Annotated in this window: 13 protein-coding genes and 1 pseudogene; 6 read left to right on the forward strand and 8 right to left on the reverse strand. The window is 70.1% G+C overall.

The annotated features are described in order from the left end of the window. Nucleotides 1-50: 50 nt before the first annotated feature. Nucleotides 51-1751: a long-chain-fatty-acid--CoA ligase gene (locus AC4NN1_RS02420; protein ID WP_491954463.1), complete on the forward strand. Its 1701-nt coding sequence runs from the start codon at nucleotides 51-53 to the stop codon at nucleotides 1749-1751. 3 nt (nucleotides 1752-1754) lie between these two features. Here the strand turns inward: AC4NN1_RS02420 and ligA are convergent, their stop codons facing one another. Both ligA and AC4NN1_RS02430 read right to left on the reverse strand, forming a co-directional pair. Next, on the reverse strand, nucleotides 1755-4079 hold the full coding sequence (ligA, locus tag AC4NN1_RS02425) for an NAD-dependent DNA ligase LigA (RefSeq protein ID WP_491954464.1): 2325 nt from the start codon (nucleotides 4077-4079) through the stop codon (nucleotides 1755-1757). Beyond that, a complete protein-coding gene (locus AC4NN1_RS02430; RefSeq protein WP_491954465.1) occupies nucleotides 4052-4747 on the reverse strand; it encodes a DUF4166 domain-containing protein in 696 nt (231 codons plus the stop codon). Before AC4NN1_RS02430 ends, ligA begins: the two co-directional genes overlap by 28 nt. 53 nt (nucleotides 4748-4800) lie before the next feature. Here AC4NN1_RS02430 and AC4NN1_RS02435 point away from each other — a divergent pair. Then, nucleotides 4801-5822: pseudogene (locus AC4NN1_RS02435) on the forward strand (epimerase). On the opposite strand, the gene mnmA reads toward AC4NN1_RS02435, so the two are convergent. After that, complete coding sequence (mnmA, locus tag AC4NN1_RS02440) at nucleotides 5779-6876, reverse strand: tRNA 2-thiouridine(34) synthase MnmA (protein ID WP_028497389.1); 1098 nt, start codon at nucleotides 6874-6876, stop codon at nucleotides 5779-5781. The pseudogene AC4NN1_RS02435 and the gene mnmA overlap by 44 nt on opposite strands. Before the next feature lie 9 nt (nucleotides 6877-6885). Further along, nucleotides 6886-8070, reverse strand: a complete 1185-nt coding sequence (locus AC4NN1_RS02445) for a cysteine desulfurase family protein (protein WP_491954466.1) — start codon at nucleotides 8068-8070, stop codon at nucleotides 6886-6888. Between the two features lie 51 nt (nucleotides 8071-8121). Between AC4NN1_RS02445 and glgX the strand changes: the two genes are divergently transcribed. Genes glgX through glgB form a run of 3 tightly spaced genes read left to right on the forward strand, consistent with a single transcriptional unit; the run spans nucleotide 8122 to nucleotide 14480 of the window. Continuing rightward, the gene (gene glgX / locus AC4NN1_RS02450; protein WP_491954467.1) at nucleotides 8122-10221 is read left to right on the forward strand and encodes a glycogen debranching protein GlgX; all 2100 of its coding nucleotides are present in this window, start codon (nucleotides 8122-8124) and stop codon (nucleotides 10219-10221) included. A 45-nt stretch (nucleotides 10222-10266) separates the two neighbouring features. Continuing rightward, nucleotides 10267-12342 carry an alpha-1,4-glucan--maltose-1-phosphate maltosyltransferase gene (locus AC4NN1_RS02455; protein ID WP_020097226.1) on the forward strand — a complete coding sequence of 692 codons (2076 nt, stop codon included), beginning with the start codon at nucleotides 10267-10269 and terminating at the stop codon, nucleotides 12340-12342. Further along, a complete protein-coding gene (glgB, locus tag AC4NN1_RS02460) occupies nucleotides 12339-14480 on the forward strand; it encodes a 1,4-alpha-glucan branching protein GlgB (protein ID WP_491954468.1) in 2142 nt (713 codons plus the stop codon). The genes AC4NN1_RS02455 and glgB overlap by 4 nt, the downstream gene beginning before the upstream one ends. 73 nt (nucleotides 14481-14553) lie before the next feature. Here glgB and AC4NN1_RS02465 read toward each other — a convergent pair whose 3' ends face one another. Together AC4NN1_RS02465 and AC4NN1_RS02470 are read right to left on the reverse strand one after the other, a co-directional pair. Beyond that, entirely contained in the window at nucleotides 14554-15501 is a 948-nt protein-coding gene (locus AC4NN1_RS02465) for a tetratricopeptide repeat protein (RefSeq protein WP_311870212.1), read from the reverse strand. Then, nucleotides 15498-17279: a DUF8094 domain-containing protein gene (locus tag AC4NN1_RS02470; protein ID WP_491954469.1), complete on the reverse strand. Its 1782-nt coding sequence runs from the start codon at nucleotides 17277-17279 to the stop codon at nucleotides 15498-15500. The genes AC4NN1_RS02465 and AC4NN1_RS02470 overlap by 4 nt, the downstream gene beginning before the upstream one ends. 155 nt (nucleotides 17280-17434) lie before the next feature. Here AC4NN1_RS02470 and AC4NN1_RS02475 point away from each other — a divergent pair, with 155 nt between their 5' ends. Further along, nucleotides 17435-18508, forward strand: coding sequence for an AI-2E family transporter (locus AC4NN1_RS02475; RefSeq protein WP_018188023.1), 1074 nt, complete (start codon nucleotides 17435-17437; stop codon nucleotides 18506-18508). On the opposite strand, the gene AC4NN1_RS02480 is transcribed toward AC4NN1_RS02475, so the two are convergent. Beyond that, on the reverse strand, nucleotides 18509-18790 hold the full coding sequence (locus AC4NN1_RS02480) for an Rv1322 family protein (protein WP_018188024.1): 282 nt from the start codon (nucleotides 18788-18790) through the stop codon (nucleotides 18509-18511). 4 nt (nucleotides 18791-18794) lie between these two features. Then, nucleotides 18795-19508, reverse strand: coding sequence for an aggregation-promoting factor C-terminal-like domain-containing protein (locus AC4NN1_RS02485; RefSeq protein ID WP_491954470.1), 714 nt, complete (start codon nucleotides 19506-19508; stop codon nucleotides 18795-18797). Between the last annotated feature and the right edge of the window lie 28 nt (nucleotides 19509-19536).

Below are 19536 nucleotides of genomic sequence, written 5' to 3' on the forward strand. Positions count from 1 at the left end.
AGTCTAGTTCGGGCCACTCGTCGTCCGAGCGCTCGCCCTAGGCTGAGGACGTGACCGATTCGATCTCCGCCGATCGCCCCTGGCTCTCGTCCTACGACGCCGGCGTCCCGCTCGATCTCCCGCCCATCACCGGGTCGCTCATGGATCTGCTCGACGACTCCGTCCGCGATTACCCGAAGGCGGCCGCGCTGCAGTTCTTCGGCAAGGAGACGACCTACGCCGCGCTGGCGGATGCCGTGAGTCGAGCGGCGGCCGGGTTGCGCCGCCTCGGGGTGAAGAAGGGCGACCGGGTCGCGATCGTCCTTCCCAACTGCCCCCAGCACATCGTCGCCTTCTACGCCGTCCTGCGCCTGGGCGCCGTCGTCGTCGAGCACAATCCGCTCTACACGCCGCGGGAGCTGCGGACCCAGTTCCAGGACCACGGTGCGCGCCACGCGATCGTCTGGAACAAGGTCGTCGCGACGGTCCAGGAGTTCCCGGCCGACCTCCACGTCGAGGCACTGGTGTCGGTCGACATCACGACGGCACTCCCGCTGCACACCCGGCTCGCGCTCCGGCTGCCGGTCGCGAAGGCCCGCGAATCGCGCGACGCGCTCACCGCGCCGGTGCGCGGGACGCGCACGTGGGACGACCTCGTCCGGACCGAGCCGCTCCCGGCATCCCACCCCCGTCCCGCCACGGATGACCTCGCCGTCCTCCAGTACACCTCCGGGACGACGGGCACGCCCAAGGGTGCGATGCTCACCCATCGGAACCTCCTCGCCAACGCCCGCCAGAGTCAGGCGTTCATCCCGGCGGTGGTCCGCGGGGACGGATGCGTCTTCTACGCCGTCCTGCCGATGTTCCACGCGTACGGGCTCACGCTGTGCCTGACGTTCGCGATGTCGATGGGAGCGCGTCTCGTGCTCTTCCCGAAGTTCGACGCCGACATGGTGATCGACGCGATCAAGAAGCACCCGCCGACGGTCCTGCCCCTCGTCCCGCCCATCGCGGAGCGCCTGCTCGCTCGTGCCCGTGAGACCGGCGCGTCGATCCGGGGCATCGGAATCGGCGTGTCGGGCGCGATGGCCCTCTCGCCGGCGCTCGTCGAACCCTTCGAGGAGGCCACGGGCGGCTACCTCATCGAGGGCTACGGCCTCAGCGAGTGCTCACCCGTCTTGATGGTGAACCCGCCGGCCGACAGCCGGAAGGCGGGGACGATCGGCATCCCTGTCCCCGGGACCGACGCGCGGGTCGTCCATCCGGAGGACCCGTCGCGCGTCTTCGGTGTCGATGAGCCCGGCGAGCTCGTGGTGCGCGGACCGCAGGTCTTCTCGGGGTACTACGGCAAGCCGGAGGAGACCGAGAAGGTGCTCGAGGACGGCTGGTTCCGCACCGGGGACATCGTCGAGCGCGACGAAGACGGCTTTTTCCGGGTCGTCGACCGGCTGAAGGAGCTGATCGTGACGGGCGGCTTCAACGTCTCGCCGTCCGAGGTCGAGGCGACGCTCCGTCAGCACCCGCAGGTCGCGGATGCCGCCGTGGTCGGCCTGCCCGATCCGCACAGCGGCGAGCAGGTCGTGGCCGTCGTCATCCCCGCCCCCGGCGTGACCGACCTCGACATCGACGACATCCGCTCCTTCGCGCGGACGCGACTGACCCCGTACAAGGTGCCGCGTCGTATCGAACCGGTCGACGACCTGCCGCGCTCGCTCATCGGCAAGGTGCTTCGCCGCCAGGTGCGGGACGCGCTGCTCGCGCAGAAGGACTGAGCCTCACTCCACGACGGGAGCCTCGCCGAGGGCATCCGGCCCCTCGGTCACCAGCAGGTGGAACTGAGCTGCGTCGATGATGCGGAGCCCGAGCGCTTCGGCCTTCGCCAGTTTCGAGCCCGCGCCGGGGCCGGCAGCGACGAAGTCGGTCCTCTTCGAGACGCTGGATGCCGCCTTCCCCCCCGCCTGCATGATCGCCTCCTGCGCGCCCTCGCGGGTGTAGCCCTCGAGCGAGCCGGTCGCGACGACCGTGATGCCCTCGAGGACGCCGCCTGCAGCTGCGGCGGCACCGGGCCCGGGGTGGCCCGGGATGGACAGGCGCGCCCCGGCTGCGACCCAACGGTCGACGATGTCGACGTGCCAGTCGACGGCGAACCAGTCCTGCAGTGCGTCGGCGATGATCCCGCCGACGCCGTCGACGGCGGCGAGCTCATCGCGCGAGGCGGCGCGGATGGCGTCGAGTGAGCCGAAGTACTGCGCCAGCGCACGAGCGGCGACCGGACCGACGTGCCGGATGTTGAGGGCGACGAGGAACCGCCAGAGGTCCTTCGTCTTGGCCTTCTCGAGTTCGTCGATGAGGGTGAGCGCCTGAGCCGACGGCTGCGGGCCGGTGAGCCCCTCCTTCTTCTCCGCCGCGCTGGGGTTGCGGCGAAAGGGAGCGCGTCGGATCACGTCGCCGGTCTTCTCGTCGACGCGCGCCTCGCCGGTCTCGGAGTCCCGGACGATGACCTCGATCGGGACGAGCCGCTCCACCGTCAGGTCGAACAGCCCCGCCTCGGTGTCGAGGGCGGGTTCCTGCGGCGGGAGCGGCTGCGTCAGGGCGGCCGCGGTGACCTCGCCGAGCGCCTCGATGTCCAGCGCGCCGCGGGAGCCGATGTGTTCGACGCGTCCGCGAACCTGCGCGGGGCAGCCGCGGGTGTTCGGGCAACGCAGATCGATGTCGCCTTCCTTCGCGGGGGCGAGCGTCGAGCCGCACTCGGGGCATTCGGTCGGCATGACGAACGCCCGTTCGGTGCCGTCGCGCAGTTCTGCGACCGGCCCGAGCACCTCGGGGATGACGTCGCCCGCCTTGCGCAGCACGACCATGTCGCCGATCAGCACGCCCTTGGCCTTGACGACGTCCTGGTTGTGAAGGGTGGCCTGACGCACGACGCTTCCGGCGACGAGTGCGGGCTCCATCTGCGCGTAGGGCGTGGCCCGGCCCGTGCGCCCCACCGACACGATGATGTCGACGAGCCGCGTCTGCACCTCTTCCGGCGGGTATTTGTAGGCGATCGCCCACCGCGGCGCGCGACTGGTCGCGCCGAGCTCATCGTGCAGCGAGAGCTCGTCGACCTTGACGACGATGCCGTCGAGCTCGTGAGCGACGGAGTGACGCTTCTCGCCGTACTCCGCAACGAAATCGAGGACGCTGTCGACGTCGTCGAAGGTGCGAGGGTAGGGACTGACCGGGAGCCCCCACTCGGCCAGAAGCCCGTACACGTCGCTCTGCGCGGCGACGGGCGGGTCCGGCCACGCGCCGATCCCGTGCACGTACATGCGCAGCGATGCGAGACGGGCCTCGCCGGCCTCCAGCTCGAGACCCGACTTCTTGTCGAGCTGCTGGCGGAGTCCGCCGCTGGCCGCATTGCGCGGGTTGGCGAACGCGGGGAAGCGCCGGGCGGCGCTCTTCTGGGCCTTCTCCTCGTCGTACCGCGGCCGCACAGCCGCGTCGGCGATGACGCGCTCTCGCAGCCGCGCCTGAAGCGCGTTGAGCTCTTCGAACGCCGCGACGGGGATGAAGACCTCGCCGCGGACCTCGACGAGAGCGGGATGCCCCTCCCCCGCCAGTCGATCGGGGATGCCGGCCACGCGCACCGCGTTGACGGTCACGTCCTCGCCGATGCGGCCGTCGCCTCGGGTCGCGGCCGAGGTCAGGACCCCGTCCTCGTATCGCAGCGAGATGGCGAGACCATCGATCTTGAGTTCGGTGAGCCAGCGCACCGGGCGTCCGGCCGAGGCCTCGGCCTTCGTGCACCACTCCCGCAACTCCTCCGGCGAGAACACGTTGTCGAGGCTCAGCATCCGCTCCGCGTGCTCGACGGGGGCGAACATCGACGATTCGGCCGCGCCGACCGTCTGCGTCGGCGAGTCCTGGCCCTGCAGCTCCGGATGCGCGCGCTCGATGGCCTCGAGCTCGTGCATCCACCCGTCATAGGTCGCGTCGTCGACGAGCCCCACGTCGCCGCCGTAATACGCCTCGCGCGCACCGAGGATCTTCTCGGTGAGGCTCTCGGCGGCGGCGCGCGCCTCATCGAGTGTCAGTGCGGGGAGTTCTGCGTCAGCCACATCGACAGTGTAGGGAGGGCGGCCGACACTCCTGAGCCGCTGTCGTCGTCGCGCACGATGCGGTAGGCGAACGATCCCGAGTACCGGAAGACCTCGCCGAGGAGAGGCATCCGGAGCCGGACGTCGACGCGCTGACGCCCGTCGCCGCCCTGGCCCGCACTCTCCTGCACGGTGACCGAGGCGACCCGGGGCAGAGGGACGCGGATGCCGCGCACCCGCCACGCGAGTCGTCCTGAGCGCAGCACCATCCGGCGGTCCTCGATTGCGGGACGAAGGCGTACCTCCAGCCCGCCGCGACGGCCGAGCCGCTCGATGATCTCCCCGTCACCGGCACGCATCGTGTCGCGCATGACCCGGAGCCGGCCGGGAAACGCGAACCACCGCGATCCGGCGAGACCGTCCGCGACGGGTCGGTTCTCGACCAGGAACGGCACCTGCTCGCCCGCCTCGGGGAAGAGCATGTCGTGCCGCGTCGACCAGACCAGCAGCGGCCACGCGATCAGGCGGTAGCGGGATCCGACGGTGTCGTACGTCCCCTCCCCGACCCCGACGTGCCCAGGAGGGATGGGACCGAAGTACCGCGCCAGCACGGGCGGCAGATCGCCGTACGCCTCACCGAGCACGCGTTGGTAGACGGATGCCGGGGCGTCCCCGGCGGCGGTGGTCATGCTCGGAATCTACCGCGGGCGGAGGTGGCGGCCGGTGCCTGTACCGTCGAGGCATGAGCACCGACCGTCCCCGTGCCGTGGTCGCCGGAGCCGGCGGGTTCATCGGCGAAGCTCTTGCCGCCTCTCTCCACGCCGACGGCTACGACGTCGTCGAGGTGGGTCGGACCTCCCGCGTGTCCTGGAACGACCCCGAGGCGCTCCGTGCAGCGATCGACGGCGCGGACCTTCTCGTCAACCTCGCCGGGAATCCGTGGACTGCCGCTACACCGATGCGAACCGCGACGCGATCCTGGCTTCTCGAGTCGAGACGACGCGGGCACTGCACGATGCGGTGGCGGCGGCATCCGTCCCGCCGGGACTCTGGGTGAACTCGTCGACCGCGACCATCTACCGCCACGCGATGGACCGGCCGAACACCGAGTCGACCGGCGAACTCGGCGCCGGGTTCTCGGTCGACGTCGCGAAGGCGTGGGAGCGCGCCTTCTTCGCCGGCGACCTCCCCGCGACGAGGCGCGTCGCGCTCCGCCTGGCGATCGTCGTCGGCGACGGTCCCGCCACGCGCATGCTTCTCACCCTCGCCCGTACCGGCCTCGGCGGGCCGCAGCACGACGGCTGGGTTCCGCCGCACCGTCGCTATCGCGGCATCGGCGACGAGCCCACCGGCGGCCGGCCGCCCTGGTACCGCACGCGCGGCCGTCAGCGGTTCAGCTGGGTGCACATCGACGACGTGCTCGACGCGATCCGGTTCCTCGTGCGGCGCGACGACATCGCGGGGGTCGTGAACGTCGCGGTGCCCGAGGCATCCGACAACCGGTCGCTCATGCGCTCCCTCCGGAGCGCCGTCGGGATGCCGGTGGGAATCCCCTCGCTCCGCTGGATGCTCGAGATCGCCATGTGGGTCCTCCGCACCGAGCCCGAGCTGATCCTGAAGAGCAGATGGGTCGCGCCCGAGCGACTGGTCGATGCGGGTTTCCGCTTCTCGCACACCGACCTGCGCGAGGCGCTCGCGTCCGTCGAACGCGAGCGGAGGCTCAGGCGTCCTGCGGTACGGCGGACACGGTCCGCGCGATCGTGAACTGACCGATGACGCGCGTTCCGTCGTAGAGGACCGCCGTCTGACCGGGGGCGACCCCGTCGAAGGGGTCGTCGGGGACGACCGTCACCGAGCCGGCGGCCACCGTGGCACGCGCCGGCACCGGGTCGGCGTGTGCCCGGATCTGGACGTGGCACGCGAACGCGCCGTCTTCTGGCGCACGGCCGGCCCAGCTGTGCCGTTCCCCGGAGATCTCCGCCGTCGCGAGGGCCTCCTTGGGGCCGACGACGACGGTGTTCGAGACGGGACGCACCTCGAGGACGAAGCGCGGCTTGCCGTCCGCGGCCGGTACGCCGAGCTGCAGGCCGCGACGCTGACCGACGGTGAAGGCGTGCGCACCTTCGTGGCGGCCCACGACGGCACCGTCGCGGTCGAGCACGTCGCCCTGCTCGGCGCCGACCTTCTCGGCCAGCCAGCCGCGGGTGTCGCCATCGGGGATGAAGCAGATGTCGTGGCTGTCGGGCTTCTGGGCAACGGTCAGGCCGCGCTCGGCGGCCTCAGCGCGGACGACCGCCTTGGACGGGGTCGTGCCGAGCGGGAAGTACGTGTGCGCGAGCTGATCCGCCGTCAGCACACCGAGGACGTAGGACTGGTCCTTCGCCTCATCCGACGCGCGGTGCAGCTCGCGGCCCTCAGGGCCGTCGACAAGGGTCGCGTAGTGGCCCGTGCAGACGGCGTCGAATCCGAGCTCGATCGCGCGCTCGAGGAGAGCCGCGAACTTGATCTTCTCGTTGCACCGCATGCACGGGTTCGGGGTGCGCCCCGCTCGGTACTCGCTGATGAAGTCGTCGATCACGTCGTCTCGGAAACGCTCGGAGAAGTCCCACACGTAGAACGGGATGCCGAGCAGATCCGCCGCGCGCCGCGCGTCGAGGGCGTCCTCGATCGTGCAGCAGCCCCGGCTGCCCGTGCGCAGCGTCCCGCCCGCACGCGAGAGCGCGAGGTGGACGCCGACGACGTCGTGTCCGGCGTCGACGGCTCGGGCCGCGGCAACCGCCGAATCGACCCCACCGCTCATCGCTGCCAGTACGCGCATCGTTCCAGTCTACGAGCGGGCGGCCGCACGGGCGCTGGATGCCGCGGCTCGCCGGTGCGCATCCGGGAGCGCCGCGAGGAACGCGTCGACGTCGTCCGCCGTGCTCGATCGCCCGAGGGTGATCCGCAGGACCGAGCGCGCTTCGCGGTCGCCGTATCCGAGCGCCATGACGACGTGGCTCGGTTCCGCGATCCCGGCCTGACACGCGGACCCCGTGGAGACCTCGACGCCGGAGTGGTCGAGCAGGAACAGCAGGGTCTCGCCCAGCGCGTCGGGGAACAGGACGTGGACGTGGCCCGGCAGCCGCCGGTCCGGCGAGCCCAGCAGGCGCGCCCCGGGGACGACGCGACGGATGCCGTCGGCCAGCCGACCCGCGAGCGCCGTCAGTCGCGGCGACTCGGCGTCCCGCTCAGCCGCTGTGAGCTCGAGGGCGACGGCGAGGGCAGCGGCACCCGCGACGTCGGGGGTGCCGGAGCGGAGACCTCGCTGCTGTCCGCCGCCGTGGAGGACGGCGCCGATCCGGGCGAACCGAGAGACCACGAGTGCCCCCGTACCGACGGGAGCGCCGACCTTGTGACCCGAGACACTGGCGGCGACGAGTCCGTGCGGCGCATTCCCCGTTCCGCGGAGCGCCGCGAAGTCGATCGGTGTGTGGGCGATCGCGCCCACCCCGTCGAGATGCAGCGGCACGGCGGCATCCGCTGCGGCCGCGGCGAGACGCGCCACGTCGGACACCGTCCCCACCTCGTTGTTCGCGACGAGCGCCGTCGCGAGGGCGGCGCCCGGCAGCACTGCGGCGAAGGCGTCGGCGTCGATCGCCCCCTCCGGGTCCAACGGCACCGGGCGGACCTGCGCCCCCTGGGCTGCGGCGAGCCACTCGACCGTGTCGAGGGTCGCATGGTGCTCGCCGTCGGGCAGGACGATCGCCGAGCGGTCGAGCTCCCGCGCCCACCACAGGCCCTTCACGCCGAGGTTGACGGACTCCGTGCCTCCCGAGGTGAAGACGACCTCGATCGGATCGCAGCCGAGGACCGCCGCGATGCGCTCGCGCGCATCCTCCAGGACGCGGCGTGCGGCTTGCCCCGCACCGTGGACCGAGGACGCGTTACCGGTCAGCTCCGCCGCAGCGAGCCACGCCTCGCGCGCTTCGGGCCGCAACGGCGTGGATGCCGCGTGGTCCAGATAGACCCCCATCGCCCTCCGCCTGCCGCTGTCGTCCATCACCTGCTCACTACTGTAGAACGCATGATCTCCGCCCCGGCCGACCCGACCACCGCGGCATCCGTCTCCCCCGCCGCAGACCTCCTCTCGGACACGTACGACCGTCTCGGGGTACGTCTGCACGACGGCGTCGCCACCCTGCGCATCTGGTCCGGCGACGCGAGCGCCGTCGAGGTGGTCGTGTTCGACGACGACGACCCCGACTGGATCGTCGAGACTCTGCCGCTCTCGCCCGCGGGCGGCGGCGTCTGGGAGGTGACGACACCCGTGCTCCGCCCGGGCGTGCGATACAGCGTGCGCGTCGACGGACCGCACGGCCCGGGGATGACATTCAATCCCGCGACCCTCCTCATCGACCCGTACGCGCGCGGGCTGGCGGTGCCCGGCATCCATTCCTGGAGATCGGTCGTCGTCGACGAGTGCTTCGACTGGGGGGGCGTGCGCAAGCCCGAGACGCCCCTCGACCGCACCGTCGTCTACGAGGCGCACGTCAAGGGGCTCACCAAGCGGCATCCCGGGGTCCCGGCGGCGCTGCACGGCACGTACGCCGGCATGGCGCACCCGGCGATGATCGAGCACTACCAGCGCCTCGGCGTGACCGCCGTCGAGCTCCTCCCGATCCACGCCTTCGCCAGCGAGCCGCGCCTGCTGCAGCTGGGCTTGACCAACTACTGGGGATACAACTCGGTGGGGTTCTTCGCGCCCCACGCCCCGTATGCGACCGCGGCGGCGCAGGCCGAGGGCGCAGGCGCCGTGCTCCGCGAGGTCAAGGGCATGGTCAAGCTGCTCCACCAGGCCGGCATCGAGGTGATCCTCGACGTGGTCTACAACCACACCTCCGAGCAGGGGCTCGGGGAGCCGCGGTCGAGCTTCCGCGGCATCGACAACCGCGCCTACTACCGGCAGGCCGAGGACGGTACCTACATCGACGTGACCGGATGCGGGAACTCCGTCGACACCTCGACGGATGCCGCGGCCCGATTGGTCCTCGACTCCCTCCGCTACTGGGCGAACGAGGTGCAGATCGACGGGTTCCGATTCGATCTGGCGCCGACCCTGGGACGGGATGCCTCGCACACGTTCACCGCTGACCATCCGCTGCTGCGCGCGATCATCGACGACCCCGCGCTCACCGGCGTGAAGAAGATCGCCGAACCGTGGGACGTCGGCCTGGGCGGATGGCAGACCGGCGGGTTCGGCACGGGGTGGAGCGAGTGGAACGACCGGTACCGCGATCGGGTCCGGAACTTCTGGCTGAGCGACATCGATTACTCGCGGCGCGCGGACGTGACGCCCGTCGGCATCGGCGGATTCGCCACCCGCCTGGCCGGCTCCGCCAACACGTTCAGCGCCGAGCGGGGACCCCTCGCGAGCGTGAACTTCGTCACCGCGCACGACGGCTTCACGCTGCACGACCTCGTCTCCTACGACGTCAAGCGCAACGATGCCAACGGCGAGCACGGACGCGACGGCGCGGACACCAATCGATCCTTCAACCACGGCTTCGAGGGACCGACCGACGACGAGGCGGTCTTGCGCACGCGGCGGCGGGCCATGCGGAACCTCATGGGCACGCTCCTGTTGTCCGCAGGTGTCCCGATGATCACCGCGGGCGACGAGATCGGCCGGAGCCAAGACGGCAACAACAACGCGTACTGCCACGACTCGGACCTGACCTGGTACGACTGGGACCTGAGCGGCTGGCAGGAGGAGCTCCGCGCGCACGTCGAGCTGCTCACGCGCATCCGCCGCGAGAACCCCGCGCTCCGCCCCGTGCGGTTCGCGCATGCCGACAAGACGGTACCGAGCGCCTCGGTGATCGACTGGTACGACGAGCACGGCCAGACGATGTCGGTGGAGCAGTGGACGGATCCGTCCCACCGGACCCTGCAGTACGACGCCCAGTCGACTCCGGAGCACGAGGCGCCGAACCGCATCCTCCTGGTCGTCCACGGTCGCGAGCGGGGGACGGACATCACGCTGCCCGCGCTGGACGGGGTCACCAGGTTCGTCCCGCTCTGGTCGAGCGTCGACGAACGGCCGTCCGATCACGCGGACGTCCGAACCCCCGGCGAGACGTTCCCGGCGGCGGGGACGTCAATGTACCTGTTCCGGGCCGACTGATCCAGGGCCGTTTCCGGGTCCGCCCGGCAACGGTAGGTTCGGAACGTGGCCTCACCGATCTCCCCCGCTTCCGTCCGCAGCTCCGCAGAGATCCCCCTTCGCCCGGCGAAGGCGACGAAGAAGGATGCCGGTATCCGCAACGGCCGCATCCCGATCGCCTCGCACCGACCGAGCGTTCCCGGCGGCAGGTTCGCCCCGTCGGCCTTCGTGGGCGAGGCGGTGCCCTTCACGGTCGCCGCGTTCCGTGAAGGACACGACCGGATCGGGGTGCACCTGCGGCTGACGTCACCCTCCGGAGCTGCGAGTCTGCACCGGCTGCATCCGCTGGACGACGGTTTCGACACCTGGCAGGTGCACGTCGCACCCCTCGAACAGGGCACCTGGCGCTTCCGTTTCGAGACATTCGCCGATGACTACGCAACGTGGCGGCATGCCGCGGAGGTGAAGATCGCGGCCGGAGTCGACCCGATCCTCATGCGCGAGACGGGTGCTCGCCTGTTCGAACGCGCAGCCGCGGAGAAGACCCGACCGGCAGACGAACGAACCGCCCTCGCGGCCGCCGCCCGCGCGCTCCGGGACGACTCCGTCGATGACGCCGCCGCACTCATCGTCGTCCGCGACCCGGGACTCGCCGACGCCTTCGCCGACCGGCCCGCCGTCTCGCTCCACACCGTCCACGAGGAGAACACGCTCCTCGTGGAGCGCGAGCGCGCGGGTGTGGGCGCCTGGTACGAGTTCTTCCCCCGCTCCGAGGGCGCCGAGCGGATGCCGGACGGCACCGTCCGCAGCGGCACCTTCCGCACAGCGGCGAAGCGCCTTCCCGGCGTCGCGGCCATGGGCTTCGACGTCCTCTACCTCCCCCCGATCCACCCGATCGGCGAAGTGAACCGCAAGGGTCCGAACAACACCCTCGATGCCGGTCCTGGCGACCCGGGTTCCCCCTGGGCCATCGGCTCCGCCGCCGGCGGCCACGACACGGTCCACCCCGACCTCGGCACGCTGGAGGACTTCCGCGCGTTCGTCGACGCGGCCGCCGCCCAGGGACTCGAGGTCGCGCTCGACCTGGCGCTCCAGGCCGCGCCCGACCACCCGTGGGTCACGGAGCACCCCGAGTGGTTCACGACCCTCCCGGACGGATCCATCGCGTTCGCGGAGAACCCGCCGAAGAAGTACCAGGACATCTACCCGGTCAACTTCGACAACGACCCGGAAGGCATCCGCGCCGAGGTCCTGCGCATCGTCCACCACTGGATCCGCCAGGGCGTACGCATCTTCCGCGTCGACAACCCGCACACCAAGCCGTTGCAGTTCTGGGAGTGGCTCATCCGCACGGTGAACGCGGAGCACCCCGACGTCATCTTCCTCGCCGAGGCCTTCACGCGCCCGATGCCGATGCGCGCGCTGGCTCAGAGCGGCTTCCAACAGAGCTACTCGTACTTCACCTGGCGCAACACGAAGACCGAGATCGAGGAGTTCTTCGCGTCGATCTCCGATGAGACAGCCGACTTCATGCGGCCGAACCTCTTCGTGAACACCCCCGACATCCTCACCGAATACCTCCAGTTCGGCGGTCGGCCGGCCTACCGCATCCGTGCGGCGCTCGCCGCGACCGCGGGCGCCAGCTACGGCGTCTACGCGGGCTACGAGCTCTACGAGAACGTCGCGCGCCCCGGCTCGGAAGAGAACATCGACAACGAGAAGTACGAGTACAAGTTCCGCGACTGGGAGGCCGCGGAAGCCGCGGGCGACTCGCTCGCGCCGTACCTGCGCCGGCTCAACGAGATCCGACGCGCGCATCCCGCGCTCCGGCAGCTCCGCGGGCTCCACGTGCTCGGGTCCGACGACGATGCGATCGTGGCCTACGCGAAGCACCTGCCGGCTCCCCTGTCACCGACCGGCGAATCCGACACGATCATCGTCGTCGCCAACGTCGACCCGCACTCGGCGCGCGAAACGACGGTCCACGTCGATTCGGAGCTCTGGGGTCTCCCCCGCGGCCACGATTACGACGTCGAGGACCTCGTCACCGGCGCCCGCTGGACCTGGAACGAACACAACTACGTCCGCCTCGACGCGTTCGCCGAACCCGTCCACATCCTCCACGTGAAGGCACGCTCATGACCCGTCCCGACGATTCGATCCTGGATGCCGTCGGTGCCGGCTCCTACCACGCCCCGCACGACGTGCTCGGCCCCCACCAGGACGGCGACGAGTGGGTGGTGCGTGCGCGCCGTCCCTTCGCGCAGACCGTGACCGCCGTCCTCTCCGACGGCGCCCGCGTCGAGCTCCGACACATCCGCGCGGGCGTCTGGGAGGGCGAGACGACGGCCCAGCCCACCGCCTACGACATCGTCGCCACCTACGAGGGGGCGCCCGACTACCGTGTCGACGACCCCTATCGCCATCTGCCGACGGTCGGCGAGGTCGACCTCCACCTCATCCGCGAAGGACGCCACGAGCAGCTTTGGAAGGTGCTCGGTGCGCACGTGCGCCACTACGACGCGCTGAGCGGCGTGTCGTTCGCCGTCTGGGCTCCCAACGCCCGGGCCGTCCGCGTCGTCGGCGACCTCAACGGGTGGGACGGCACGCAGCACGCCATGCGTTCCCTGGGCTCCACCGGCGTCTGGGAGCTGTTCGTCCCGGGCATCGGGGTGGGATCCGCGTACAAGTTCGAGATCCTCACCGCCGACGGGCAGTGGGTCATGAAGGCCGACCCGATGGCGCGTCGCGCGGAGGTTCCGCCCGCGACGGCATCCGTCGTCACCGAGAGCGAGTACACCTGGTCGGACGACGAGTGGCTCGCCGACCGCGCGAGCGGGTCGGTGCACGACCGGCCGATGTCGACGTACGAACTCCACCTCGGGTCCTGGCGTCCGGGACTCGGCTACCGCGAGGCCGCCGACGAACTCGTCGACTACGTCGGCGGGCAGGGCTTCACGCACATCGAGTTCCTGCCGCTCGCCGAGCACCCCTTCGGCGGCTCCTGGGGCTATCAGGTCACCGGCTACTACGCCCCGACGAGCCGCTTCGGTACGCCCGACGAGCTCCGCTACCTCATCGACCGCCTCCACCAGGCGGGCATCGGCGTCATCATGGACTGGGTCCCGGGGCACTTCCCGAAGGATGCGTTCGCTCTCGCCCGCTTCGACGGAGCGCCCCTGTACGAGCACCCGGATCCGCGCCGCGGTGAGCACCGCGACTGGGGCACGTACATCTTCGACTACGGCCGCAACGAGGTGCGGAACTTCCTCGTCGCCAACGCGCTGTACTGGTTCGAGGAGTTCCACGTCGACGGGCTGCGGGTCGACGCCGTCGCCTCGATGCTCTACCTCGACTACTCCCGCGAAGAGGGCGAGTGGGAGCCGAACATCCACGGCGGCCGCGAGAACCTCGAAGCGATGCGTTTCCTGCAGGAGGTCAACGCCACGGCCTACAAGCGCTACCCCGGCATCGCGATGATCGCCGAGGAGTCAACGAGCTTCCCGGGAGTGACCGCGCCGACCAGCCAGGGCGGTCTCGGCTTCGGCTTCAAGTGGAACATGGGCTGGATGAACGACTCGCTCGTCTACATCGGCCGCGACCCGCTGTACCGCGCTCATCACGAGGGTGAACTCTCGTTCTCGTTCGTCTACGCCTTCAGCGAGAACTTCGTCCTGCCGATCAGCCACGACGAGGTCGTGCACGGCAAGGGATCGCTGTTCACCCGGATGCCGGGCGACCACTGGCAGCAACTCGCCAACATGCGCGCCTTCCTGGCGTACATGTGGGGGCACCCCGGCAAGCAGCTGCTGTTCATGGGCCAGGAGTTCGGGCAGATGTCCGAGTGGTCCGAAGGACGCGGTCTCGACTGGTGGATGCTGGACCAGCCCGCGCACCAGCAGCTGCAGCACTTCGTGTCAGCCCTCAACCACACCTACCGTGCTGAGGCGCCCCTGTGGTCGCGGGACAGCGACGGTGAGGCGTTCTCCAGGGTCTGGCCGCACTCCCCCGACAGCAACGTCCTCGGGTTCGCACGGCGCGACCACGACGGCGGAACGGTCGTGGTGCTGTGCAACTTCGCCGGGTCACCGCGTCACGACGTGCGACTGACGCTGCCCGAAACCGGTGCATGGGCCGAGGTGCTCAACTCCGACGCGGCCGAGTTCGGCGGTTCGGGCGTCGGCAACTTCGGAGGCGTGACGACGGATGCCGACGGCACCGCGCACGTGACTCTGCCGCCGCTGGGCGTCCTCTGGCTCCGCCACCGCCGGGAGGCGTGAGAAACAGCCGCGAGGCGTGAGAAGGGGTCCGGGGCTCAGCCCCGGACCCCTTCTCCGTCGTCTCCGGAAGCCGTCAGAACAGCAGACTCGCCAGACGACCGCGCGCCCGGATCACCCGCGCATCGGCGTCTCCGACGACACCGAACAGCTCGAGCAGGCGCTCCCGCACGGGAGCACGCTCCTCGGCGGGAAGAGCCGCGAACAGGTCCAGCAGGCGCGCGAACGCGTCGTCGACATGACCACCCGCGAGATCAAGGTCTGCGACCGCGAACTGCGCGTCGACGTCGGCCGGCGCTGATGCGGCAGCCGCGCGGGCCTCGGCGAGATCGAGGTGCTGCACGCGGGCGAGCAGGTGGACCTGCGCCAGCCCGGCTTTCGCATCCTCGTCACGGGGATTCTCCGTCAGCGCCTGTTCGTACGCGGTCGCGGCAGCGGCATAGTCGCCGGCCTCGATCGCATCGAACGCCGCCTGATGCAGGGGCGGGAGCGCGGGAGCAGCGTCATCGCCCTCGGCCGTCGGTGCCCCCTCCATCGGAATGGTGCCGGTGACGCCGTGCTGGGCGGCGAGCTGCAGAAGCTGCGTGAACACCTCGCGCACCTGCGCCTCGGGGACCGCACCGGTGAACAGCTGCACCGGCTGCCCCGCGACGAGCGCGACGACGAGCGGGATCGACTGGGCACGGAAGCTCTGGGCGAGCTGGGGATTCGCGTCGACGTCAACCTTCGCGAGCACGAGTCGGCCACCGAGCTCGGTGACGAGCTTCTCGAGCACGGGACTCAGCTGCTTGCACGGACCGCACCACTCGGCCCAGAGGTCGACGACGACGGGAACCGTCTTCGACAACTCGAGCACCTGCCCGAAGTCCGCATCCGTGACGTCGAAGACGAGGCGGGATGCCGGTGCCTGCCCGTCCGGCGAGGGCGCCGTGCCGCCAGCGGGCGCCGGGCCGGCGGGCCGGTTGCGGAGGGACGAAAGGTCGACGGCGCCGCGCAGGACGGCACCGGGGGCGGGGGTACTCACTCTTTCTCAACCACCTTGGCGTCGAGGACGTTGGAACGGGAGGCGAGCAGCTGGATCTTGTCGTTCGACCCCTGCGCGGGGACGAAGAAGTACAGCTGATCGGTGTAACGGGTGCGGAATCCGGTGCTCGATTGCGAGACGCCGGACAGCGCCTTCACGACGACGTTGTCGCCGAGCTTGATCACGGCGTCCTCGTCGGTCGGCACGATCGTCTCATTCTCCGTCACCGTGACCGCGACGATCGCGCCGCTGTCGAGCGTGACGAGTGAGAGTGGCTCGGACGGGCCGGGCTCGGCGAGGAAGGAGACGCGGCCGGTCTTCTCACCGGTCTCGTTGAAGTTCTTCAGGAGCGTCGCGCGGTTCTCCGCCACCAGCGGGCGGAAGGTGTCGCTCTTCTCGTCGAACATGCCGGCGAATTCGCTCTTGGCACCCTTGTCGAGAACGTCCGCATACGCGGCCGCGAGGTCCTCGGGCGGCATGAGGAGGAACGGCGAGTTCGGCTCCACGGCGACGGCGCCCACGTACTTGGCCGCGAGGTTCATGCTGGCGTCGGCCCGGAGACTGGAGATGTAGGCGACCTTGTACTCGGCCCAGGGATTCTCCTGCGTGGCGGTCAACACCGTCCCGACTCCGTCGGCGTCCTCGACGACGGCGAGGAACATGCGGGGCCAGTCGTTCTGGGCCTGCGGGAGGAACGCCGTCATGTCACCGGAGGGGATCGCCGGGAGGGCCTCCGCCTTCGGAAGTGCCGTGCGCAGGCGGTAGTTGGTCTCCCGTTCCACGAGGGCGGGGCCCGTCAGCCTGGCCGCCGCCGCCTTCGGGTCGTTGGCCTTGTCGGCGGCTTGCACCTGCTCGGAGATCCTCGTCAGGATCCGTTCGGCCTGCGTCTGGGTGACGGCCGGAGCACCCTGACCTTCCGGGACGATGACCGACGGAGTCGGAGAGGGCGTCGTCCCGGGCTGCAGATCGGGCCATGCCTCGGGCGAGCAGCCGGTCAGAGCGATGCCCCCTGCCACGAGAGCAGAGAGCGCGACCACGCTGCGCCGACGGCCGATCGTCAGGCGCCGCCGGGTGGGGGCTGAGGTGATCACGCCCTTCTCCGCTTCTTCGACCGCGAGGTCGATCGGCTGGGTCTGCGTGAGCGGCAGACCCTTCCGGCGGGGACCGCGGGAGCGCCGTACATGACGGAGAGCGAGGATGTAGAGGACCAACCCCACGACGGCCATGGCGATGCCGCCCGCCAGGAGAGGACCCGCCCAGGGGGTTGTCGCGCCCGTAGGCCAGGAGACACTCATGGCGGAGGGGGCGGCCGCCGAGCCGTCGGAGGCGACCAGGACGCTCATGTCCTCGGGCAGCCGCAGCGTCGTCGCCAGCGAACCGTCCTGCTGGAACTCGTCCAGCCACAGGTCGGATCCGGCGGGAGACGCCGTCGGCGACGCACCTTCGACCGGAGCCGAGGCGGGGACCGTTTTCGACGTCGGTTCGCCGTCCTTCCCGAGGGTCACGTGCACGTACGGCGTCGGTGCGAGCCACGCCGTGACATCCTGGGTCCGCCCGTAGGCGGCAAAGACCTGACCGGTCCCGTCGATGCGAACGGTCTGCGCACCGGGATGACTCGCGAGCACGGCCCCGTCGATCAGAACGTACGGCTCTGCACCATCCGTCGAGATCTTCGCCGTCTCGGTCGTGGGAGCCTCGAGGATCGTGCGCTGTGCGATGCCGGCACCGATCATCACCGTGGCCAGTACGAAGGCGATGATCGCCCACACGAATCTCACGAACCGCCGCCCTCCTCCGACCTGCATCAGGGGGTGCATGGCCGATCGACATTCCAGCCTAGCGAACGGCGCTGGCAAACGCGTGGGAGCGTGTGTCTGCTCATGAGGTCGCTATGAGAGAACTAGGGTGAGTGCAGACCTGGGAAAGGGCCGACGTGAAGATCCAGCATCCGTTCCGTACTGCACTGATCGCCACGCTCGGCGTGGGCGTGGGCATCCTCATCCTGACCGGTGTGCAGACGCTGTCGACGGTGTTCCTCTACATCGGCACGGCATTGTTCCTCGCTCTTGGACTCGACCCCGTCGTCTCCTTCTTCGAGCGCCGCGGCCTCCCGCGCTGGGGAGCCCTGGTGGCGACCTTCGCAGGGCTCCTCGCTATCGCGTCCGCCCTCGTGCTCATCGTCGTGCCCGTCCTCGTGGACCAGATCGCCAAGCTCGTCCAGCAGACTCAGCGCCTCGTGGACAGCGCGATCAACGGCGAGTGGAACCCGATCACGGTCGTCAGCAAGTGGCTGGCCGACACCTTCCCGCTCCTGCAGGTCGACATGGTCCTAAACTACGTGAACGACTGGTGGAACGGACTCGATTTCACCGACATCGGCGCGTCCCTCGGATCCGGCCTGCTGTCCTTCGGCGCGGGGATCGTCGCCTTCGCCACCGGGACGATCATCGTCCTGATCCTCACCATCTACTTCACCGCGTCGATGCGGTCGCTCAAGCGCTCCGTCTACCAACTCGCCCCGGCATCCAAGCGGGAGCGGTTCGTCGACCTCTCCGAGCAGATCACCGCCTCGGTGGGCTACTACGTCATGGGGCAGGTCATCCTCGGTGCCATCAACGGCATCCTGAGCGCCGTCTTCCTCTCGATCATCAAGGCGCCGTTCCCGGCCGTTCTAGCCGTCATCGCCTTCTTCTTCTCTCTGATCCCGCTCGTCGGTACGCTCACCGGATCTGCCATCATCGTGATCGCATGCCTCGGGCTCGCCTCTCCCCTGACCGCCCTCGTGGCGCTCATCTGGTACCTCGTCTACATGCAGGTCGAGGCGTACTTCATCTCGCCGCGCATCATGAGCCGCGCGGTCTCGGTCCCCGGCGCCGTCGTCGTGATCGCGGCGCTGGCGGGCGGTTCGCTCCTCGGCCTGTTGGGCGCCCTCATCGCCATCCCGGTCGCAGCGAGCGTGCTGATCATCTACCGACAGGTCCTGATCCCGCGTCAGAACGAACTCTGATCAGGCGATCCGCCAGCAGGCGGTGTGCCAGTGGCGCCGCGCCGCCAGATCGGCGGCATCCCCCAGCACACCGTCGGCACGCCAGACGACGACGTGCGCCGTTCCCCGCGGCACCGTGCGGCCGCAGCCGGGGCAGGTGTACTCCTTCTGCGCCTGGACGGCCGACACCGGTTGAACGGTCCATTCCACACCGCGTCGCTGCTCGGTCCGCTTCCAGCCGGCCAGCAGGCGATCGAAGGATGCGTCGGAGCCGGTGGGCTTCCGGCGGTGCGAGCGGGGCATCGGCTCAGTACCAGCCCGAACGCTGCGACTTCCCCCACGCGCCGCACGGGGTGCCGTACCGGCCCTGGATGTAGCCGAGTCCCCACGTGATCTGTGTCGCCGGGTTCGTCTGCCAGTCAGAGCCCACGGACGACATCTTGCGTCCGGGAGTGGCCTGGGCGATCCCGTAGGCACCGCTCGAGGCGTTGTACGCGTTGACGCGCCAGCCCGACTCCTTCTTCCACAACGCGACCAAGCAGGCGAACTCCGAGTCGCCCCAGCCGCGCGCGGTCACCATGTCGTAGGCGATGGCCTGCGCGCTCCCGGGATTCGGGGTCACGAACGGCGGGCTCCACCCGGATGACGAGCCCGAGCCGGACTTCTTCGCGGGGGTGGGAGTGGGCGTCGGAGTGGGGGTCGGCTTGACGTACACCGTGTACTCGCTCGCACGGTCGAGTTCGAGGACCGGGGCCTCGCCTGCGTGATACTGCTGCGCGTCGTGGACCGTGGAGGCGTAGAGCGACATCAGGTCGAGTTCGGTCGCCTCAGCGGTGTTCGGGAACGAGACGAGCGGGACGAGGGATGCCGCCACGAACCCCGCCGTCGCCATCACCGCGAACGCCCCGAGCACACCGCGACGACGCGACCAGCGAGAAGCAGGTGCGACGAGTGCCGAGTGCCGGCCCGACCGCGCGGCGACGCCGGTGCGGGACGGGAGGATCTCGTTGCCGGAAGTCACAGTGCACCGATCATATCCGCGGCGGGGA

The organism is Microbacterium sp. MDV22-iso44, assembly GCF_058629135.1.